Annotated in this window: 18 protein-coding genes; 8 read left to right on the forward strand and 10 right to left on the reverse strand. The window is 55.5% G+C overall.

The features are described from left to right. Positions 1–51 precede the first annotated feature (51 nt). Positions 52–747: an extensin family protein gene (locus RO22_RS01760; RefSeq protein WP_022521091.1), complete on the forward strand. Its 696-nt coding sequence runs from the start codon at positions 52–54 to the stop codon at positions 745–747. Positions 748–762: 15 nt separating this feature from the next. Here RO22_RS01760 and RO22_RS01765 read toward each other — a convergent pair whose 3' ends face one another. From RO22_RS01765 to RO22_RS01780, 4 genes are all read right to left on the reverse strand, one after another. Next, entirely contained in the window at positions 763–1,014 is a 252-nt protein-coding gene (locus RO22_RS01765; RefSeq protein WP_027958727.1) for a hypothetical protein, read from the reverse strand. Positions 1,015–1,135: 121 nt separating this feature from the next. Then, a complete protein-coding gene (locus tag RO22_RS01770) occupies positions 1,136–2,347 on the reverse strand; it encodes an MFS transporter (RefSeq protein WP_022521089.1) in 1,212 nt (403 codons plus the stop codon). 158 nt (positions 2,348–2,505) lie between these two features. Continuing rightward, entirely contained in the window at positions 2,506–2,826 is a 321-nt protein-coding gene (locus RO22_RS01775; RefSeq protein ID WP_022521088.1) for a helix-turn-helix transcriptional regulator, read from the reverse strand. Next, positions 2,823–4,169, reverse strand: coding sequence for a type II toxin-antitoxin system HipA family toxin (locus RO22_RS01780; protein WP_411905951.1), 1,347 nt, complete (start codon positions 4,167–4,169; stop codon positions 2,823–2,825). Before RO22_RS01780 ends, RO22_RS01775 begins: the two co-directional genes overlap by 4 nt. Positions 4,170–4,316: 147 nt before the next feature. On the opposite strand from RO22_RS01780, the gene RO22_RS01785 reads away from it, so the two are divergent. Continuing rightward, positions 4,317–4,943 carry a DNA-3-methyladenine glycosylase family protein gene (locus RO22_RS01785; protein ID WP_027958729.1) on the forward strand — a complete coding sequence of 209 codons (627 nt, stop codon included), beginning with the start codon at positions 4,317–4,319 and terminating at the stop codon, positions 4,941–4,943. Between the two features lie 3 nt (positions 4,944–4,946). On the opposite strand, the gene RO22_RS01790 is transcribed toward RO22_RS01785, so the two are convergent. The 5 genes from RO22_RS01790 to RO22_RS01805 all read right to left on the reverse strand — a co-directional run bounded on the left by RO22_RS01790 (position 4,947) and on the right by RO22_RS01805 (position 9,749). Further along, entirely contained in the window at positions 4,947–5,822 is an 876-nt protein-coding gene (locus RO22_RS01790; RefSeq protein WP_041157434.1) for a pirin family protein, read from the reverse strand. A 246-nt stretch (positions 5,823–6,068) separates the two neighbouring features. Beyond that, a complete protein-coding gene (locus tag RO22_RS01795; RefSeq protein WP_041157435.1) occupies positions 6,069–7,109 on the reverse strand; it encodes a zinc-dependent alcohol dehydrogenase family protein in 1,041 nt (346 codons plus the stop codon). 61 nt (positions 7,110–7,170) lie between these two features. After that, entirely contained in the window at positions 7,171–7,326 is a 156-nt protein-coding gene (locus RO22_RS23995) for a hypothetical protein (RefSeq protein ID WP_235270461.1), read from the reverse strand. A gap of 422 nt (positions 7,327–7,748) precedes the next feature. Beyond that, positions 7,749–8,627, reverse strand: a complete 879-nt coding sequence (locus RO22_RS01800) for a YicC/YloC family endoribonuclease (RefSeq protein ID WP_041157436.1) — start codon at positions 8,625–8,627, stop codon at positions 7,749–7,751. Between the two features lie 105 nt (positions 8,628–8,732). Next, entirely contained in the window at positions 8,733–9,749 is a 1,017-nt protein-coding gene (locus tag RO22_RS01805) for a substrate-binding domain-containing protein (protein WP_041157437.1), read from the reverse strand. Between the two features lie 300 nt (positions 9,750–10,049). Here RO22_RS01805 and RO22_RS01810 point away from each other — a divergent pair, with 300 nt between their 5' ends. The 5 genes from RO22_RS01810 (at position 10,050) to RO22_RS01830 (ending at position 16,147) form a co-directional block, all read left to right on the forward strand. Then, entirely contained in the window at positions 10,050–11,033 is a 984-nt protein-coding gene (locus RO22_RS01810; RefSeq protein ID WP_039857817.1) for a substrate-binding domain-containing protein, read from the forward strand. A 76-nt stretch (positions 11,034–11,109) separates the two neighbouring features. Next, positions 11,110–12,597 (forward strand): sugar ABC transporter ATP-binding protein, encoded by a 1,488-nt coding sequence (locus RO22_RS01815; protein WP_041157506.1) that lies wholly within the window; start codon positions 11,110–11,112, stop codon positions 12,595–12,597. Continuing rightward, positions 12,590–13,588 carry an ABC transporter permease gene (locus RO22_RS01820; RefSeq protein WP_041157438.1) on the forward strand — a complete coding sequence of 333 codons (999 nt, stop codon included), beginning with the start codon at positions 12,590–12,592 and terminating at the stop codon, positions 13,586–13,588. The genes RO22_RS01815 and RO22_RS01820 overlap by 8 nt, the downstream gene beginning before the upstream one ends. Next, positions 13,585–14,577 carry an ABC transporter permease gene (locus RO22_RS01825; RefSeq protein ID WP_041157439.1) on the forward strand — a complete coding sequence of 331 codons (993 nt, stop codon included), beginning with the start codon at positions 13,585–13,587 and terminating at the stop codon, positions 14,575–14,577. The genes RO22_RS01820 and RO22_RS01825 overlap by 4 nt, the downstream gene beginning before the upstream one ends. 13 nt (positions 14,578–14,590) lie before the next feature. Beyond that, a complete protein-coding gene (locus RO22_RS01830) occupies positions 14,591–16,147 on the forward strand; it encodes an FGGY family pentulose kinase (RefSeq protein ID WP_041157440.1) in 1,557 nt (518 codons plus the stop codon). 122 nt (positions 16,148–16,269) lie between these two features. Here RO22_RS01830 and RO22_RS01835 read toward each other — a convergent pair whose 3' ends face one another. Beyond that, the gene (locus RO22_RS01835; RefSeq protein ID WP_041157441.1) at positions 16,270–17,154 is read right to left on the reverse strand and encodes a D-alanyl-D-alanine carboxypeptidase family protein; all 885 of its coding nucleotides are present in this window, start codon (positions 17,152–17,154) and stop codon (positions 16,270–16,272) included. A gap of 705 nt (positions 17,155–17,859) precedes the next feature. On the opposite strand from RO22_RS01835, the gene rph reads away from it, so the two are divergent. Further along, complete coding sequence (gene rph, locus RO22_RS01845; RefSeq protein ID WP_170834128.1) at positions 17,860–18,582, forward strand: ribonuclease PH; 723 nt, start codon at positions 17,860–17,862, stop codon at positions 18,580–18,582. Positions 18,583–18,650 lie beyond the last annotated feature (68 nt).

An 18,650-nucleotide genomic window follows, 5' to 3' on the forward strand; every position in this document is an offset into this window, starting at 1 on the left:
ACACCCAGCGCGACGACTGTAGCGTTGGTGGTGACATACAGGGAGGTAGGCATGCGCAGTACGCTATTTATTTTAGCCCTGATTGCGCTGGGCGTAGCCCTGCAAAAAGGCATCATTGAGATTCCCCGCCACTGGGCACCATGGGCTCCGCTGCATATTGACGACCCCATTACGCCGGTCACACAGCTTAAGTTAAGCCGCTTGGCAGACGACCGCGCAGGCTGTTTAGCTGCGTTAGATACCGTCCCCGAGGGCGAGCTGCGCTATACGCCATTGGCCGATTACGCCCCCACGGCGAGCTGCCCGCTTGCCAATATCGTGCGCATGCACTCTAGCGGCGTCGCGTTCAATCAGAGTTTCGTGGCCTCCTGCCCGATGGCGCTGGCGTGGGTCATGTATGAACGCCACGCGTTACAGCCTGTCGCCGAGGAGATTCTGGGTAGCCGAGTGAGCCAGGTTAACCACGTAGGTAGCTTTGCCTGCCGTAACGTTTATGGCCGCGAAGCCGGCAGGCGCAGCGAACACGCCACCGCCGAAGCGCTGGATGTAGTGGGATTTCAGTTTGAGAACGGCCAGCGTATTACGCTGATCAATGACTGGGATGATGAAGGCGAGGTAGGTGAGTTTTTACGCGCTGCGCGGGATGGCGCCTGCCATACCTTCGGTAATGTATTGGGGCCCGATTACAACGCCGCGCATGCGGATCACTTTCATATGGGCATGCGCGGATTTAGGCTGTGTCGCTAAGAGATCAACCATTACTTATTCGAGATTGATGTCATCTGCATCGGTGGCGGCACCGGTGGCAGCACCAACGCCACCGCCGATAACGGCGCCTTGAACGACGCTACCACCGGTTACGGCTGCGGCACCCGCGCCAATGGCAGCACCGACACCCGCGCCGCTAGTAGCGCGCTCGCCAGTGGAGGTACCGCAGCCCGCCAAGCCAACGGTTAACGCCACCACCGCGCCGAGGGTCAATATACGTGTCGAATTCAATACCTGAATGTGCATGGTCATCTCCTTATGGGTTACTACCCTTACACAGTAGAGAGAATTCGACTTTTTAGCCATGTTAATTATCACTGTTCGATAACTAGGCAACTGGACAATCGTGACGCGACGTTAGCCAACGCTAGGCTCGCTGGGCCACGGCGCCGTAGGTGCGCTTTTCCAACCATCGCCCAGCGGCAAAAATCACCAAGCCACAGAGTGCCAATCCCGCACCGACCAAGCCCGTGCTCGACCAGCTAAAGCCAGCGCTGATTGCCAAGCCAGCAAGCCACGCCCCTAGGGCATTGGCACCGTTAAAGGCCGCGTGGTTGAGTGAGGCCGCCATGGTTTGGGCATCTTCCGCCACATCCATCAAGCGGGTTTGTAATGAAGGCGCTAGTGCCATACTGGTGCCCACCAGGCCAACAAACAGCAGCCCCGTCCAAACGTTATTCGCCGCAAAGTAAAACAACCCTTGTACCACGCCACACCAGAGCAGAATGGTAGGTATGGCACGCATCAGGTTTTTATCCGCCATGCGCCCGCCGATTAAGTTACCGGCAATAGAGCCCAGGCCGAAAATGACCAGCACCAACGGCCCCAGCGCTTCGCTCATACCCGCCTGCTGGGTTAATGTCGGCATCACATAGCTAAAAATTGCGAACATGCCGCCGCAGCCGATGCAGGCAAGCGCCAGGGTAACCAACACCCGCTGCTTAAGCAGCGCTGAAAGCTCACGCACCGGGCTTGCTAGAGTATCGACGGGCTGCACCGGTACATAGAAGCGGATCAACAGGGCGGTGAGCAACGCAATACCACCGACACCCGCAAAGGCGATCTGCCAGCCCAACAGGTTACCCGCCCAGGTACCCAGCGGCGCACCGATCAGAATCGCCACGGTTAAACCCATCATCACCCGGGAAACAGCCCGCGCCCGTTGGTCTATCGGCACGGCTCCCGCGGCCACCAGTGCGGCGATGCCAAAATAAGCGCCGTGAGGTAAGCCAGCCAGAAAACGCAGCCCTACGAATGACCAGAACCCTGGTGCCATGGCACTAGCAATATTGCCCACCGCAAATACCAGCATCAGCATAATCAACAGCGACCGCCTAGGTACTCGCGCGGCCAGCGCCGAAATCAGCGGCGCACCGACTACCACGCCCAAGGCGTAGCTGCTTATTGCGTAACCCACTTGCGGTACCGTTACCGCTAAATCACCCGCCACACGGTTCATCAGGCCCATAATGACGAACTCGCTGGTGCCGATTCCAAAGCCGCCCAGCGCCAACACAAATTCGGCCAAACGCGGGTTGCGCGCCAGCCCTTGAGACGACGATGCTGTCGAATCCTGCATGCTTAACTCCTTGGGATACCGCCCGGTTGGTATCACGATGGCGCAAATGATCGCAGGATTAGACGAAAGTAGAAACATGCTGCGTTTAAAAAGTTAGCGGGCGAACACAATCGTTAAGTTGGGTTGAATAGGAAATGTTTGGATAAGGTGTTTGGCGGTCAGGCGCTAGGGGATTCCACTGAAAGCAACCGCTCACGCAGATGACGGTTACGCGGCACCAAGCCGGTTTGCAGGCCCAAGGGGCGGAATACTTGGTTTAGCAGCGCCAGTGTAGGGCTTGCTTTATCGGCTTCCAGATCAGACAAGGTGCGGCGACTGATACCCACCAGCTCGGCATATTGTGTCTGCGACATTCCCAATACTTCGCGGCGTAGTTGACGCAGCACCTGCCCTGAGCTGATCTCTTCCCGCAGCAGCTGGGACAATAGCGCCATAAGTAGTGCCTCGCGCTCAATGCTAGAGAGTTCTTTGCGTTTCATACCAGCCCCCAGCGGCGCAGCTTAGCATCCAGATAATTTAACCCCACCGCATTCGATGCTAGCAACGCTTCCGGCACTCCCCGCGCAGCAAGTCGTTCTTTTAGCCCGACTAACCGCCTCCCCAGCGCTTTTAGCTCTGCCATCAACTGCTCGGCTGGCACATAGGCATTTAAATTCTCCGTAATGGCTACCCAGCTGAATTCAGGACCCTCTTCAAACGGCGCGCCCCAAGTGGTGGTGCGAATAATACCTTCTGGGTCAGCCTTCATGGGCGCAAAATCGTAGACTGGCGCCAGCCAGATTCCCTGAGGCGTTTTCAACAGCGCCGTATTGCGGCCATGGTTATCGCTATTAGCAAAAGCGACATTAAGCAGATCACGTTTCACCCACTCGCTCACGAAACGCGCCGTATCAAAATGACCTCCTAACTCGCGAACGCGGTATTGCTGGCTCAACAGGCCAACCAGTGCCTCAATCACGTCAAAATGGTTTAAGAAGCTTCCCGGCTGACGCTTCATCGCGGAATAAACCGACTCCAGCCCATACAGCGTTCGCTTCCCAGCGGGGTAATCAACATCAAAGCGGGGCAACCACAGCGATGGATAGCGCTCGCCTTCCAGTAGCCGCATCCTTTGAGTGTCGATCGTCGCTATGCCGAGTGACGCCAGCTCATGATAGAAATGGTATTCGGCGCGAAGGATATTGTTATCAAGCTCGGTGCGCTGGCCGCGAGGAAATTTCACCAGATAGTGCTGGTCGGTATTCGCCGGGTCATCCTGATAGGTATCGATCCAGACCTGATCGTTTGGCGAACAGCGTAGCAGTAGCTTAGGCGCTTCACCGCCAGCTCCGGTCGCACCACCCCCAGCGGCTCCCATTTGCTGCGCATAAGCAAGAAAATCGCTATCTCGATCCACAACATCGCGTAAGGCAAAGCGCTGCTGCTCTAGCGTGCTACCTACTGGACGCTCGGGAAGGGCCTCTTTAATACGTAAATTACCCACCGGAGCAATCGTCCCTTTAGCCAATAGGGCGTAATCTTGTTCAGCCTCAGTAAGCGCCGATATCCCCAACTGCGTGACCCAGTAACGGCGGCTGGCCCCAGAAGGCATGATATCGTCTAAAAAAGCGAACCAGCGTGGCGATTGATGGGTATTCATTAGCTCAATCGGCAAAAGCAGGCTGCAAGCATGCTCATCATCGCGATCCAACCATTCAAGGGCATAGTCGGTGATATAGCCCAAGCGCGCAGGCCCTCGGCGACCTTGCGCTGGATGCTCAATCACCAGCTCAGCGGCATCGTGCCACTGGCCATGATGAAATGCCTGGATGGTTAGCAACATGGGCCACCTTAATTGAGCAGTTAATGACTGAGCAGCTTAATGCTCAATAGTGTAGTTCAAGACACAGTAATGTGCATTTTAATGCTCATAAATATATAAAAACCCAATTATTGAGCAATATAATACTCATTTTAACCAGGAGTAATAATGCCAGCTGATGACCCATCTTTTAACACGATCGAACACGCCATGGCTGAACTCGCCAAGGCCGACACCGATATCGCCCGTGCCCTGCCTCTAGTGGGGGCGCCATCCCCCCGGGAGCGCGATAAAGGCTTTGCGACATTCTTCTCCACCATCGTTAGCCAGCAGCTATCTACCGAAGCGGCTCGCGCGATTATGGGTCGTGTAAATACACTGCTGCCCGAGCTTCACGCCAAGGCAGTGATGGAGGTAGAGGGCCAAGCGCTGCGCGATGCGGGGCTTTCCTGGCGCAAGATCGAGTACGCTAAAGGGCTGGCAGAAGCAGAGTTGGCAGGCACTTTTAGCGCCGAGGGGCTGGAACAGCTAAGCGACGACGAGGCGATTGCCGCGATTACCGAGCTACGTGGCTTTGGCCGTTGGAGTGCCGAGATCTACCTGATGTTCTCGCTGCAACGCCCAGATATTTTCCCCGCCGATGATCTCGCCCTGCGGGTGGCGCTGGGTCGCTTAAAAGGCATGGACGACAAACCCACGCCTAAACAGGCCCGCCAGTTGGTGGAACACTGGGCGCCCTGGCGCAGCGTGGGTTCGCTGTTTCTGTGGCACTACTATCGCGGCGAGCCGCTTTAAATACTAAGCATCCAGACCGCCGAACTTACCGTTCTGGTAGTCCTCGACCGCCTGAACGATCTCTTCACGGGTATTCATTACAAAAGGGCCGTGGGAGTAGACCGGCTCATCGATCACATCGCCATGACCAAACAGCAGCCGCGCATCGCTACTGGCTTCGATATCGAGGCTGTCACCTGTGCGATCTACTTCAATTAGGTGATGCGGCTTGACTGGCTCGCCACCCACCGTGACATCGCCATCCACCACGTAGAGAAACACCTGCCGTCCTGACGCCACGGGCAACTGTTCGTGGCTACCGGCAGGCAACCGTAGCGTTGACATAAACACGCCAGTCAGTGAGTTGATAGGGCCAACGCTACCCTGCCACTCACCAGCGATCAGATTCAGCTCACCGCCACCCGGCAACGCGATAGCGGGAATAGATTCTTGTTGCAGCCCTACGTAGCGCGGCTCGCTCATTTTCAAGTGCGACGGTAGGTTGACCCACAGCTGCAGAATCTCCAACGGGCCACCATCGCGTAGAAACTCCTCTGGCGAAATTTCCGCATGCACAATGCCGCTGCCAGCGGTCATCCACTGAACCCCACCTTTATGGATCACGCTTTGATGCTTGGCGCTGTCCGCATGGGCCAGTGAACCTTCCAGAATAAAAGTGACCGTTTCAAAGCCCCGGTGCGGATGCGGGCCAAAAGGTAGACCCTGATTGTTAGCCGGGTAGGTTTGAGGGCCATGGTGATTAAGAAACAGAAACGGATCGAGCTGTTCAAGCTGCGGCCCCGGCAGCGGGCGCCGGGTAACTAAATCGCCGATATCATCGCGCTTGGCTGGATGCTGGGCGATCACGCGGCGTGCTGATTGAATAGTGTCTGATGGCATAACTTACTCCTTATCAATACCGACCAGCGTAAAACCTCAACCCACAGATGAGGAGCGAATAATTTGCCTCGTTTCGTTGAAGGAAATTGTTACCAAGCGTCTCAAAGAGGCTCTGATTAACGTGATGAGCGCAGACCAGACAAGGCAAAAATCAACGAAAAAGCGGAGTTTACGGGTTGTAAATGAGCATTTTGAGGCGATTTTTAACGCCGTATGGTCAAGCGCAATAGTTAATCAGCGGTTTCCTCAAAACTCGGTCACCACCGTCACGCCCGCCCCTTCGAACTTATCCATGTTCATTAGCGCATCAATCGACTGCTCAAGATTGATTCGTTTGCCGATAAGCTTTTCAGGCGCCAGCTTCCCAGACTCTATCATCGCCAGCATGGCGTCGTAACGGTGGGCCTGCATGCCGTGACTACCCAGTATTTCAAGCTCATGGGCAATGACCTTGCTCATGGGAATGGCGGGCGTGCTGTTCTCAGCCAACATCAACCCGACCTGAATATGCTTGCCGCGTTTACGCAGATTGCTGATCGAGTTAAAGCAGGTCGTCGGGTGCCCTAGCGCATCCAACGACACGTGAGCACCACCTCGGGTTATTTCCGCAACTGCTTCAACCACATTGGCCGCCTTGGCGGCATTCACAGTGGCAACGGCGCCCAGTTGACGGGCCAGAGTAAGCGCCTCCTCCGAAATATCGATGGCCACAACGTTGGCACCGATGGCGTTGGCAATCATTACGGCGGATAGACCAACACCTCCGCAGCCGTGAATGGCCACCCACTGCCCAGCCGATGTTTGGCCCTGATCGACGACCGCCCGAAAGGAAGTGACAAACCGACACCCCAGGCTGGCCGCCGTCGCGAAGTCGAGTGTCTCTGGCAGCGCAACCAAGTTCACATCGGCATAGTGAATACTCACATACTCAGCAAATGAGCCCCAGTGAGTGAAGCCGGGCTGAAACTGACTATCGCACACCTGATGGTTGCCCGAGTGACACTCTGGGCAAGTGCCACAGCCACCCACGAACGGCACCGTGACGCGGTCGCCAATGCGCCATTGCGTTACATCTTTACCAACGGCTTCGACTACGCCTGCCAGCTCATGGCCCGGCACATGGGGAAGCTGGATATCGGTATCATGCCCTACCCAGCCATGCCAGTCGCTGCGGCAAACTCCTGTCGCTATCACTTTCACCACAACGCCATGCGGCTCAGGGGTGGGATCAGGTAATTGCTGGACGCGAGGAGGGGCGGAAAATTGCTCAAAAACAACGGCTTTCATAAAGAGTTCCTAATCTATATCGGTTTTTACTTTATAAAGTCTCATGTGGATAAGAAGCAAATTATTGGCCGCTAACGCTTAACCGCCCCACGACCTGCAACGATTCATCCATTGGACGCACCACGATCATCTCACCCGAGCCAACGCTGCCACCAATCAGTGCGGTGATATTTACCTGGTGGGTAACCAGCAGCAAATCCCCCGGTTCCTGTGCCATGCAGCGATTTGCTCTTGAGCGGCTTGAGTGGCAGCGATAGCGTCATTGATGACCCGTGGAAGGGCTTGCTAGGGGATGAAGACTAACAATGGAAAGGCGGGGTAAATGGATCGATTGAGCATTCTGCGGCAATCACCAGCTTACGACATTGTGGCTACCAGTGTGTATGGAAAACGAGCGCACCACCGCGTTCAATTTAGCAGGCCAAAAAAGCCGATACTCCCTGGCGCTCAATCAAACCTAATTTGGATAACACCCTTGATAAAGCCCGCACCCTATGGCCGCAGGCTCTGGTGGAGTTGCCCATGCACGACCCCCACAAACAGGCCCAGCGCGAGCATTGACAACACCTACATGCTGATTTTCGCCTAGCTGATTCCCCTACCTAGTCGCTAATCATGCTCCTCAGGTGCTAGATAACTTCACTCAATATTCTGAATCTGCTCCCGCATCTGCTCAATCAGCACCTTCAACTCCACCGCACAGCGGGTCGTCTCTGCCACCACGGATTTTGATGAGAGCGTATTGGCTTCGCGGTTGAGTTCCTGTATTAGGAAGTCCAAACGGCGGCCTTTGGGGCCTTTCTGGGCGAGCTGGTGGCTCACTTCTTCTATATGCGCGGTCAGGCGGTCTAGCTCTTCATCCACATCGGCTTTTTGCGCCACCAGCACCAGCTCGGCTTCCAAGCGCTGGGGGTCGAGTTCAGTTTTGGCAACCTCCAAGCGTTCCAGCAGCTGGGCGCGTTGGCGCTCTAAAATCTGCGGTAGCAGGCTGCGTACGGTGGCGACCTGCTCACTTACCGCCGTCAGGCGGGTGGTGATCATCTCGGTGAGCTTTTCACCTTCACGGGCACGGGCGTCAATCAGTTCATCCAGTGCTTGGTCAAACAGCGCTTTGGCGGCGGCCTTGATGGCGTCTTGGTCAAGGTGCTGGGTTTCCATCACACCGGGCTGGTTGAGTAGCGCAAGTGTGGTGGGCGGCACGGCGCTGGGCACTTGCTGCTGAATGGCGGTTAGCGCATCAGCAATGGCGGCTAAGCGGGCGCTGTTAACAGCGGGGGCTTGGGCGGTTTCGGCGCTCTCAAAGCGAACACTGCATTCGACTTTGCCACGGGCTAAACGGGTGCGCAGCGCTTCACGCAGCACTGGCTCTAGGTCACGCAGGCTTTCATGCAGGCGGAAGTGAGGCTCTAAATAGCGCTGGTTCACCGAGCGAATTTCCACCTGCAGCGTGCCAAACGGGGCAGCCTGCTCGGTGCGGGCAAAGGCGGTCATGCTGTGTACGCGGCTGGAAGTGGCCATGTTTCATCCTGGTAGTGAATAACGGTGTATAAAGCATTGCCAACAGTCGTGTCTAAATGGCTAGCCTATTCATTCGATTCAGTAAATGCTGTGCGAAAGAGCGTATCAAACACCCATTATTTCTGGCTGAACCTCTATGAGCAGATGCGGATCCCGCGGTGGAGTATCAATCAGCTCGAAGACGCGGTCGATCATCTCGATCACATTTTGCCGAACCATCATCAAACGCGGATGAAAGGCAGCGGCAAGGGGATCCCAGTCAAAACAACCAAAAATAATGTCATCTAGATAATAGCCATTTAGCTGTAACCCACGAACGATGCCCTCAAGAGAAATCGTGGAGTTGACGAACATAGCGCTGGGCAGAGTAGACCGGTTACGCATGTATGTTGCCAACGCAGCCTGGGCCTTATCGGCAGCATAATCGCAGGGGAGGATATTCTCTTCCGCCGTCGCCAGCCCCACCTCCTCTCTCGCTTGCTTGAAGCCGGCAATACGCTCGCGGGTATTGTGATCCTCATCACGGCCGCCAATAAATAGCACAGGGTCATCACTGCGCTTCTCTTCAGCAAGGCGGTTGAGGATGGCATGGGTAAGCTGTCGCGCGCCATCACGGTTATTGGAAATCACCGACGGTGCCTTACTGCCAGGAAGATCGAGATTAATGCTTTGCACGCCGCTCTCTGCACACATCTGTGCAATCGTATCCGGATCCGTTGCGCCGGTGCATACCAGGCACTCAACACGGTAAGCCAGCATCATACGGGCTGCTTCGCACTCTTGCTTGGGATCTCGATTCGTACACGAAACAATCGCAAACAGCCCCCGTCGACGTGCTTCTGATTCGAAGTGTTGGGCTATCGAACTGAAATAGCGGTTGTCGTACAACGGCAGGATCATGCCGATGATACCTGAGCGTTCGCGCCGCAAGGCACGGGCCTGCATGTTGGCCGAGTAGCCTTCCGACTGGGCGAGCGAAAGAATTTTGCTGGCAAGTTTCTTGCTGATGCGACGGCGCTGCCAAGTGCCGTTGAGCACGGCACTGACGGTACTGGGCGATGTTTCTGCCAACCTCGCCAGGTCGTAAATAGTCAGCCGCTTGGATGAAGAGTCGCTAACCACGTGGCAGCTCCTTGCGATTAGATAAAAGTAGCATTGACGTGATGATGCAATAGATCAATCCTACGCTATGCACAACCGATTGTGCATTCTCGACTAAATGACAATAACGATAGCGATGACGCATCGCTTAGGCACCACTCAACGTATCCAGCACTGTGTAAAGCTCCTATGCATTGTGAGGTTCGGAAGCGTCTGCGCCATTTTATTTGACCATGACGCAACGTACAGCAGCACTATTAAAGCGCTTCAATGCACTCTATTCCACTGACTGGGTCAGCCAACAGCAAGCAGGAAATCACAATGAAATACAAAGCACTTCTTACCGCAGCTACGCTAACAGGCATTATCGGCAGCACCGGCGCAATGGCTCAGGAGTCTCCTACTATTGCCGTGGTCGCCAAGGTGGGTGGCATCCCCTGGTTCAATGCCATGGAAATGGGCATCGAACAAATGGGTGAAGAGCTTGGAGTAGAAGCCTATATGGTAGGCCCCACCAGTGCTGACCCCGCCCTGCAGGTACGCGCGATAGAGGATCTGATCAGCCGTGGCGTTGATGTCATTGGTGTTGTCCCGAATGATCGCGAGGTTCTTGAGCCGGTATTGGAACGAGCACGTGATCAGGGAATTATCGTACTGACCCATGAAAGCCCCGAATCGGTCAACATCGACTACGACTTTGAAATGATTTCAGCGCAGCAGTTAGGTGAAGAGCACGCCAAACTATTGGCTGACACCACCGGCTGCGAAGGCTCTTATGCCGTTTACGTTGGCGGTCTCAGCGTGCCCGCTCACAACGCCTGGGCAGATGCTGCCGTGAGCTGGCTCGATGATAACTGCTCGGGCTTGACCCAGGCCGCTGATCGTTTTGGCGTGGCCGAAAGCGTCGATGACAGCCGCAACACCACCCTGGACTTGCTGCGTGCCCACGAAGATTTGGCCGGCATCATGTCATTTGGTAGCCAGGGAACCATCGGCGCTGCTCGGGCCGTGAAAGAGCGGGGGCTGGAAGGGGATGTGGCCGTTATGGGCCTGTTCTCTCCTGGCCAGGGGCGCCGCCTGGTACACGAAGGTGTGATTACAGGTGGTTTCCAGTGGAGCCCTCTAGACGCAGGCAAAGCGTTCGTTGCCCTGGGTGAAATGCTCTATAACGGCGAAGAGATTACCGATGGTGCCGAATTGCCGGTACTGGGTGAAATTACCCTGGACGGCAAGACGATCTTTGCCTCACAGCCACTCAAGCTGAGCAAAGATACCGTGGATGAGCTGGCAGAGCTCGGCCTGTAAGACTGCGCTTATTGATCGTGTAAAGGCTGCCGCGCTCCTGATGAGCGCGGCAGTGATGTTGAGAGAGGAGCCTCCAATGGGCGATATCGCGATTCGAGCGCGTCACGTTAGCAAGATTTTCGGTCAAAGCCGGGTGCTCGATGATGTCGAATTCGAACTTCGCCGGGGTGAGGTGCTTTGCCTTGCAGGTGAAAACGGTTGTGGCAAAAGCACGCTCATTAAAATTATTAACGGCGTATACACGCCTGAAGAGGGGGTAGAGCTTTCGTTTGGCGATGAAACGCTCTCTGCCATTAGCCCGATAGAGGCGCGCAACCGGGGCATCCATGTGATCTGGCAAGATCTCGCGCTGTTCCCGCACCTGACCGTCGCGGAAAATATCGTCTTCGATGACTACGTTGCCAAGCCTTGGCGGCCTATTTCCTACAAAGATGCGCTGACGCAATCCCGCGAGATCATTCAGCAGTTTGGCCTCGACCTGGATCCGATGGCCCGTGTTGAAGACCTTTCGATTGCCCATCGTCAACTCGTTGCGATTTGCCGCGTGCTGCGTGCAGGGGCCAGTATCATTTTTATGGATGAGCCCACCGCCTCGCTTACCTATAAAGAGGTGCAGACACTGCTGGGCATTACCCGCTCACTGGCGGCGAAAGGCATTTCCATTGTCTTGGTCAGCCACCGGCTGGTGGAAGTGTTGGAGGTGTGTCAACGCGTCACCGTGCTCCGCAACGGGAAGTTGGTCGGCACCTACCCCACCGAGGGGATGACCCAGGCACGACTTTCAACCCTGATGACCGGACTGGAACTTGAGTTTACCCCCCGTGCTGAAATGCACAAAGGCGCCCCGGTACTGGAGCTTAAAAACTTAAGTCGTGAAGGGGAGTTTGAAAATGTCTCTTTCACCCTGCATCGCGGTGAAATTCTCGGCCTGACGGGCTTGCTGGGCGCGGGGCGTACCGAAATAGCCCACACGATTTTTGGGATGACCCAGCCCACTTCAGGGCAGCTGCTAAAAGAGGGGCAGCCGCTGACGCTACACTCCAATCGCGATGCCGTGCGCCATCGCATTGCCTACCTCTCTGAAGACCGGCTCAATCTTGGCTTGGTGCAAAACCAGTCCATCAATATGAATACCGCAGTGACAGTACTACCAAAACTGGAAAAACCGCGCTTCTTTCTCTCCCCTCAGCGCATCAAGGCACTGACCGCCCACTGGATTGAGCAGCTTAAAACCAAGGTGAGTGATGCCGAGCTTGCGGTCTCCTCATTATCCGGTGGTAACCAGCAACGCATTGCACTCGCCAAATGGCTAGCCACTGAACCCGAGGTTCTCATTCTTGATTGCCCGACGATTGGCGTCGATGTAGGCGCAAAAGCCGGTATTTTCGACATCATCAGAAATCTTGCCGACCAGGGCATGGCCATCATTCTGATTTCGGATGAAGCAGGAGAAATCTGGATGAACGCAGATCGTGCGCTCGTATTGCGCGACGGGCGCATCTACTCCGAGGTTATACCTGCGGAGACCACGGAAGAAGCGCTGGAGGCGATCATCAATGCATAAACGACTGCTAAACAGAAGGATCGGCACTGAAGGTACGCTATTGAGCATCCTCATGCTGCTGTGCGTGGTGTTAGCACTTGCGACCAACAGCTTTCTCACCTTTCAGAATCTGTTCGACCTGCTTAACAATCAGTCGGTCAATATCATCTTTGCAGTGGGCCTGGTCGTCGTTCTGATTGCGGGTGGGATAGATATTTCCTTCGCAGTGGCGGCATCCGTGGTGCAGTACGTGGTGCTGTCACTGCTGATGAATTACCTGGGCGGGGGCAACTGGTTGCTTGGCATCCTGCTTTCGATGCTGGTTGGCATGCTACTGGGGCTCTTCAATGCGCTGCTGATCCATCGCTTCCGAATAGTTTCGATCATCGTCACCATCGGCACATTTAACCTGTTTTTCGGCCTCTTGATGTATTTCACCAGCGGGGTGTCCATCTACGATATCCCCGATTGGCTCTACTACTCCGTTCCGCTGCTTGACCTACCCGCCGAACGCGGATCAGCCACGCTCTACTTACCCGCGGCAGTTATGGTGGTGATGGTCATACTCACTTGGTTCATTCTGGCCCGCACCGGTTTTGGTCGCGCGATCTACGGTTTCGGATCAAATCCCGAGTCCGCCCGCCGCTCTGGCGTTAGTGTCTGGAAGATCCATGCCTTTGCCTACGGCTGGCTGGGTCTATGCGCGGGGGTGGCGGGCCTGATGCAGGCACATATCGTACAAGAGGTCGTGCCCAACGCCTTGATAGGCCAGGAGTTGCCAATTCTGGCGGCTGTCGTGCTAGGCGGCGCCACCCTGGGTGGTGGGCGCGGCTCAGTGCTCGGCGCCGTACTGGGTGTGCTGCTTCTCGCCGTCGTCCAAAACGGCCTGAATCTGCTGGGCGTCACTCCTTACGCCTTCCGCATGATTGTCGGGCTGATTATCTTGATTGCGATCACCACCAGCAACCTAGGCAACCTGTTGCCCCGCACCACCAAGGCGAGGAACGTATGAATAAGCGCCTGAATAAACAGCCCTCCACGGCCGGACTCCGCCTGGGGGGCGATAGCATTGAAGTGGCCGCCATGACGGCTCTGCTCATCGGCAGTATTGGACTCTTCTCGCTATTGGCACCGGGCTTTCTGACCGCCACTAATTTTGGCTCGATGTCGATGCAGCTGCCGGAGCTGGGGTTACTCTCACTGGCGATGCTGCTACCCATTATTTCCGGCGGCCTGAACCTCTCGGTTACCTTTACCGCCAATATCGCAGGGCTGATGACCGCCTGGCTGGTACAGGGGTTGCTGGCGGGCATGGGCATACTAAGCGTTCCCATGGCGATTATCGCCGGGCTTGCCGTCGGCGCTGCCGCAGGCTTTTTGATTGGCGTTATCGTTGCCTATGTGGGCGCCCACCCCATTTTGGTTTCCCTTGGGGCAATGATCTTTCTGCAGGGTGTGGGTGAGTTTTTAACCCGCGGTGGCGGTATTTCAGGCATGCCGGAGGTATTTCAAACCATCGGCAGCGGCAGTTTTCTGGGCATACCAATCCCCATGCTGATCTTTCTCGCCGCTGCCGCAGGGTTGATCTACATCATGCATTTCACCCGCACTGGCTTTTCGATTTATATGCTGGGCTCCAACTCTCGGGCGACGGAGTACTCGGGCATTAACGTCAAGCGCGTGCTGATCACCGTCTACACGATTTCCGGCATTTTGGCAGGGTTAGCGGGCATGGTGATGCTCGCCCGCTTTAACTCTGTACGTGTAGGCCACGGCGAGAGCTACCTACTGATTACGGTTTTGGCCTGTTTTCTGGCCGGGGCAAACCCCTTTGGTGGCTTTGGCCGCGTACTGCCACTGGTGCTGGGCTTGATGAGCCTGCAGGTAATCGCTTCCGGCATGAATCTGATGGGCGCCAGCCAGCATCTAGCCACCGCGGTATGGGGGGCTTTTCTAATTATTGTAATGGCACTACGTATGCCATTTATTAAACAGTCGTGAGTAAGGTTTTCCCATGAGTCATCAAGAACATGTTCTAGGCATTGATATCGGTACGGGCAGCGCCCGAGCAGGCATTTTCACGCCGGATGGCGTGATGCTTGCCGAAGCGAAAACACCCATTGCAATGCATCGCCCTGCCGAGCATCACGTGGAGCAAAGCTCAGCGGATATCTGGCGCGCGGTATGCAGCGCAACCCAGCGCGCCCGCGAGGCTGCCGGTGTAACGTCCGATTCCATCACCAGTATGTCGGTGAGCGCCACCTGCTCGTTGGTGCTCCTTGATAAGCAGGATAAGCCGCTAGCACTCTCACCGGGTGATGAAGCGTGGAATATCATTGTGTGGATGGATCACCGGGCAACCGCAGAAGCCGCTGAGTGCACGGCTACCCAGGCAGCGCCGCTGCGCAACCTGGGTGGTGTCATGTCTCCAGAGATGCAGATGCCTAAGCTCATGTGGTTGAAGCGGCACCGGCCCGAGCTCTATGCAAAGATCGGCTACGCTGGTGATCTAGGCGATTGGCTGGGCTTTAAATGCACCGGCTCTCTTGAACGCTCGGTCTGCATGCTCTCCTGCAAGTGGACGTTTGACCCACGCCCTGGTCATGGCTGGGATCACGACTTTCTAAAGCAGATAGATATGCAGGATGTACTCGAGTGCGCCCGATTACCCGACCAAGCCCTTCCCGTGGGCGTAGCACTTGGGCAGTTGACCGAAGAAGCCGCCGATGACTTGGGACTGACGACTCGGTGTACCTTCGCAGTGGGCATGATTGATGCCTATGCCGGTGCGCTTGGCACGCTAGGCAGAAGCCTCGCTGATGCTCCCGAGCGCCGCCTTGCCGTGATTGGCGGCACTTCCACCTGCCATATCGGCGCCCAGCCGGTGCGGCGAGAGGTACCCGGCGTGTGGGGTCCTTATCCGGGGGCGCTATGCGACGGCTTTGTTGCCAACGAAGGGGGGCAAAGCATTACCGGTGCCCTTCTAGATCATCTGGCGGCACTATTTTCAGCCAGCAGTGAATTCGGCGACGATCTTCACGGCGCGTTATCAGACCTTCTACTCGAACGCTTGGCATCCGGCGACCCAGCTCCTGACACCCATGTTTGTCCAGACTTCATTGGCAATCGCTCGCCATTGGCGGATCCGGAAATTCGCGGCACCATCACGGGATTGACCCTTGATACGCCTCGCGAGAGCTTCATCAAGGTCTATTGGGCGGCAGCCACCTCGCTGATTTACGGCACCCGTGCCATCATAGAGCGTATGAACGCCCATGGTTATGCCATCGATACCCTGCACCTCAGCGGAGGGCATGGACGTTCAGCACTGCTGCGCAAGCTCTATGCCGACGGTACCGGTTGCCGGGTTGTGCTGGCGGATGCGCCGGAACCCGTACTACTTGGAGTAGCCGTGGCGGCGCTCGCTGCTCAGGCCAATGGTGAGGTGCTCAGCGTTGCCAATGGCCTCACCCCAGGCGAACAAACATTAGAGCCCGACCAGGCAATGCAAGCGCTGCACACTGCGCGTTATACCGCTTTCAAGAAACTTTACGAAGGGCGTCTCAATTGACGCAACCAACCTACTTCATTGGATCATTACATGAGTAGCGCGTAGGTGTCCGAAATCCGTGAACAAAACATAAACATCGTTCCCACCCGGAGCGATGATTATTAGCGGTGCAAGGTACAGATTCAAACGGTGCCGCGTGCTAATTCATTACTGAGGTCAACCAATTTCAAATAGTCGTGGTATCGATCCTCTACTGTTGGTGATCCAAGCGATACTGAGACGCAGATCCCTCCGCTATTAGTTGCCGAAACAGATGCCAGGTTGAATATAGATGGCCACAGCGTGCCCGTTTTCCCACCAAGATATTGCGGAAGCGAGAATTCCGGTACAGCCCGGTGCGTTGAGGAGTGAAAAGCAGACTTTAAAACCAGCCTGCGCGGCACCGATCCCGTTATCCCAATAGCAAAAGCCTTGATCCCCCAAACCCTCGTAATCGGGCCATATATCAGACATTTCTTCACCAGCAATGATAAATCTCGGGCGGTAGATCGTTGTCCGCGTACCGCCAACCCGTGTGGGTTCAGGAATTGCGTTTTCGTCATCCCAAGATTTCGAGCGGTCGTGTTCATTTCCGCAACGAAGCGCTGCACGGCGTCGTGACTTGTGCCTGTCTTCGATCCCAGCATCATTTGACCAAATGTCCGCGCAATCAGATTGGCTGCTACATTTGATGACGGCACCAAAAGGTTAGCAATGCTGTCGCCGAGTGAAAGGCGGTCTCCTGCATGAAGGTTACGACCTGATCCTTCGACATCATCTTCAGAAACTATCTCTAGCTTGAAGCTTTTCGGCAACTGGAAATTACTTGCCATCTCGATGGCAACGACGGCCGTCATCAGTTTGACGATTGACGCAGGCGTCATTGCCTTGTCGGCATCCTTCTCATAGATGATGACATCAGAGCCAGTGGAGTTGCGAGGCAACTGCAAACAGATCGCACTTTTCGCGGCGAGATCGGGCGTAGGGCCTATTGATTTGCGTTCATCATACGGAGCGTGATTAGCCAATTCCGTTATTCCCTACTGTTGTCGTCAACGGTCACGAGGATTCAGATGACAAAGATGTCGTCTGCGCTCAGCGACGACGAATTTGTCAAAGTTGCAAACCAGATAGCAGTCATCTCTCCGTTGCCATCCGGGTCGTAGGATAGGTGGTTAGCCCATGTCACGTTATCATTTGTGATTGCATCCGCGATTTCTTCAATTGTGGCGACGTAGTTTGGATCGAATGACATGATCTGTTGCCTCTGCTGCGAAATCGATAATGACCATACCAAAGCTGATTTTGCGCAAGGCTGGTTGCTTATGCAATGTTGGATAGGCGACGTTTCCCGCATTTTCTAGGGCGTAGTGGCTTGGCGATTTCCTTTCCCTTGGCTCCAAGCAAATACCACCAGAGGCCCATAAATCTTATAGCCACCGATTTCCTGCTCACCGAACACATCGCAGATATGGTGCTTTGTTGCCAATTTTGAGCCGCACAGCAGCTTCTATTCCTTGTTGCGTGAGACGGAAGTACCATCCGTCCATAAGTTCCTATTTCGCTAACGTATTTCGGACGCCTACGTACTACTCTTGAAACGCCCCTTTCAAGACGCTAGCTGGATGTTAAGCCCATCAGCGCACTCCCAGACGTGTACAATGGACGGCTTTTCCCAGTTACGCGTTTATCGAGAGGTAATATTTGTGAGCAGTGCTAAGCGTCCTGATGTTGTGCGCCCCAGTGGTCGCGAAGCCGACCAGCTCCGTGAGATTCGCCTGACCCGCGATTACACCCGTCATGCGGAAGGCTCCGTACTGGTGGAGTTTGGCGATACCAAAGTGCTGTGTAATGCCAGCGTAGAAGCCGGTGTGCCGCGCTGGCTGCGCGGCAAGAATCAGGGCTGGGTCACCGCTGAGTACGGCATGCTGCCCCGCGCCACTCACACCCGTAGTGGCCGTGAAGCGACCCGCGGCAAGCAAGGCGGTCGCACGCTGGAAATCCAGCGTTTGATTGGCCGTAGCCTGCGCGCCGCGGTGAATTTGAAGAAGCTGGGTGAGTTCACCATTACTGTGGATTGCGATGTGATTCAGGCCGATGGCGGTACCCGTACCGCGGCGATTACCGGGGGCTGCGTAGCACTGATCGATGCGATCCGTTATCTGCAACGCGAGAAGAAGATCAAGGGCGATCCCTTCAAGCAGTTGGTGAGCGCCATTTCCGTGGGTATTTATAAAGGCGTGCCGGTGCTGGATCTGGACTACCCGGAAGACAGCAAGGCCGATACCGACCTGAACGTGGTAATGACCGAAAGCGGCGAGCTGATCGAAGTACAGGGAACCGCCGAGGCCGGCGCCTTCACCCGTGCCGAGCTAAATGACATGCTCGACTTGGCCGAGAAGGCAGGCGATGCGTTACGTGATCATCAGCGTGAAGCGCTGGGTATTCGAGGGTAATGAAGGTGAGGTGTGAAGAGTAAGGCGTATAAAAACAACAGGCCAGCTAAATGCTGGCCTGTTGTTTG

The sequence above is a fragment of the Halomonas sp. KHS3 genome (assembly GCF_000830495.1).
Classification (GTDB): Bacteria; Pseudomonadota; Gammaproteobacteria; order Pseudomonadales; family Halomonadaceae; genus Vreelandella; species Vreelandella titanicae.

Excerpts from the sequence above, each read along its gene's own strand:
- RO22_RS01760 (WP_022521091.1), top strand. The coding sequence starts at position 52 with ATGCGCAGTACGCTATTTATTTTAGCCCTGATTGCGCTGGGCGTAGCC.
- RO22_RS01765 (WP_027958727.1), bottom strand. The coding sequence starts at position 1,014 with ATGCACATTCAGGTATTGAATTCGACACGTATATTGACCCTCGGCGCG.
- RO22_RS01770 (WP_022521089.1), bottom strand. The coding sequence starts at position 2,347 with ATGCAGGATTCGACAGCATCGTCGTCTCAAGGGCTGGCGCGCAACCCG.
- RO22_RS01775 (WP_022521088.1), bottom strand. The coding sequence starts at position 2,826 with ATGAAACGCAAAGAACTCTCTAGCATTGAGCGCGAGGCACTACTTATG.
- RO22_RS01780 (WP_411905951.1), bottom strand. The coding sequence starts at position 4,169 with ATGTTGCTAACCATCCAGGCATTTCATCATGGCCAGTGGCACGATGCC.
- RO22_RS01785 (WP_027958729.1), top strand. The coding sequence starts at position 4,317 with ATGCCAGCTGATGACCCATCTTTTAACACGATCGAACACGCCATGGCT.
- RO22_RS01790 (WP_041157434.1), bottom strand. The coding sequence starts at position 5,822 with ATGCCATCAGACACTATTCAATCAGCACGCCGCGTGATCGCCCAGCAT.
- RO22_RS01795 (WP_041157435.1), bottom strand. The coding sequence starts at position 7,109 with ATGAAAGCCGTTGTTTTTGAGCAATTTTCCGCCCCTCCTCGCGTCCAG.
- RO22_RS23995 (WP_235270461.1), bottom strand. The coding sequence starts at position 7,326 with ATGGCACAGGAACCGGGGGATTTGCTGCTGGTTACCCACCAGGTAAAT.
- RO22_RS01800 (WP_041157436.1), bottom strand. The coding sequence starts at position 8,627 with ATGGCCACTTCCAGCCGCGTACACAGCATGACCGCCTTTGCCCGCACC.
- RO22_RS01810 (WP_039857817.1), top strand. The coding sequence starts at position 10,050 with ATGAAATACAAAGCACTTCTTACCGCAGCTACGCTAACAGGCATTATC.
- RO22_RS01815 (WP_041157506.1), top strand. The coding sequence starts at position 11,110 with ATGGGCGATATCGCGATTCGAGCGCGTCACGTTAGCAAGATTTTCGGT.
- RO22_RS01820 (WP_041157438.1), top strand. The coding sequence starts at position 12,590 with ATGCATAAACGACTGCTAAACAGAAGGATCGGCACTGAAGGTACGCTA.
- RO22_RS01825 (WP_041157439.1), top strand. The coding sequence starts at position 13,585 with ATGAATAAGCGCCTGAATAAACAGCCCTCCACGGCCGGACTCCGCCTG.
- RO22_RS01830 (WP_041157440.1), top strand. The coding sequence starts at position 14,591 with ATGAGTCATCAAGAACATGTTCTAGGCATTGATATCGGTACGGGCAGC.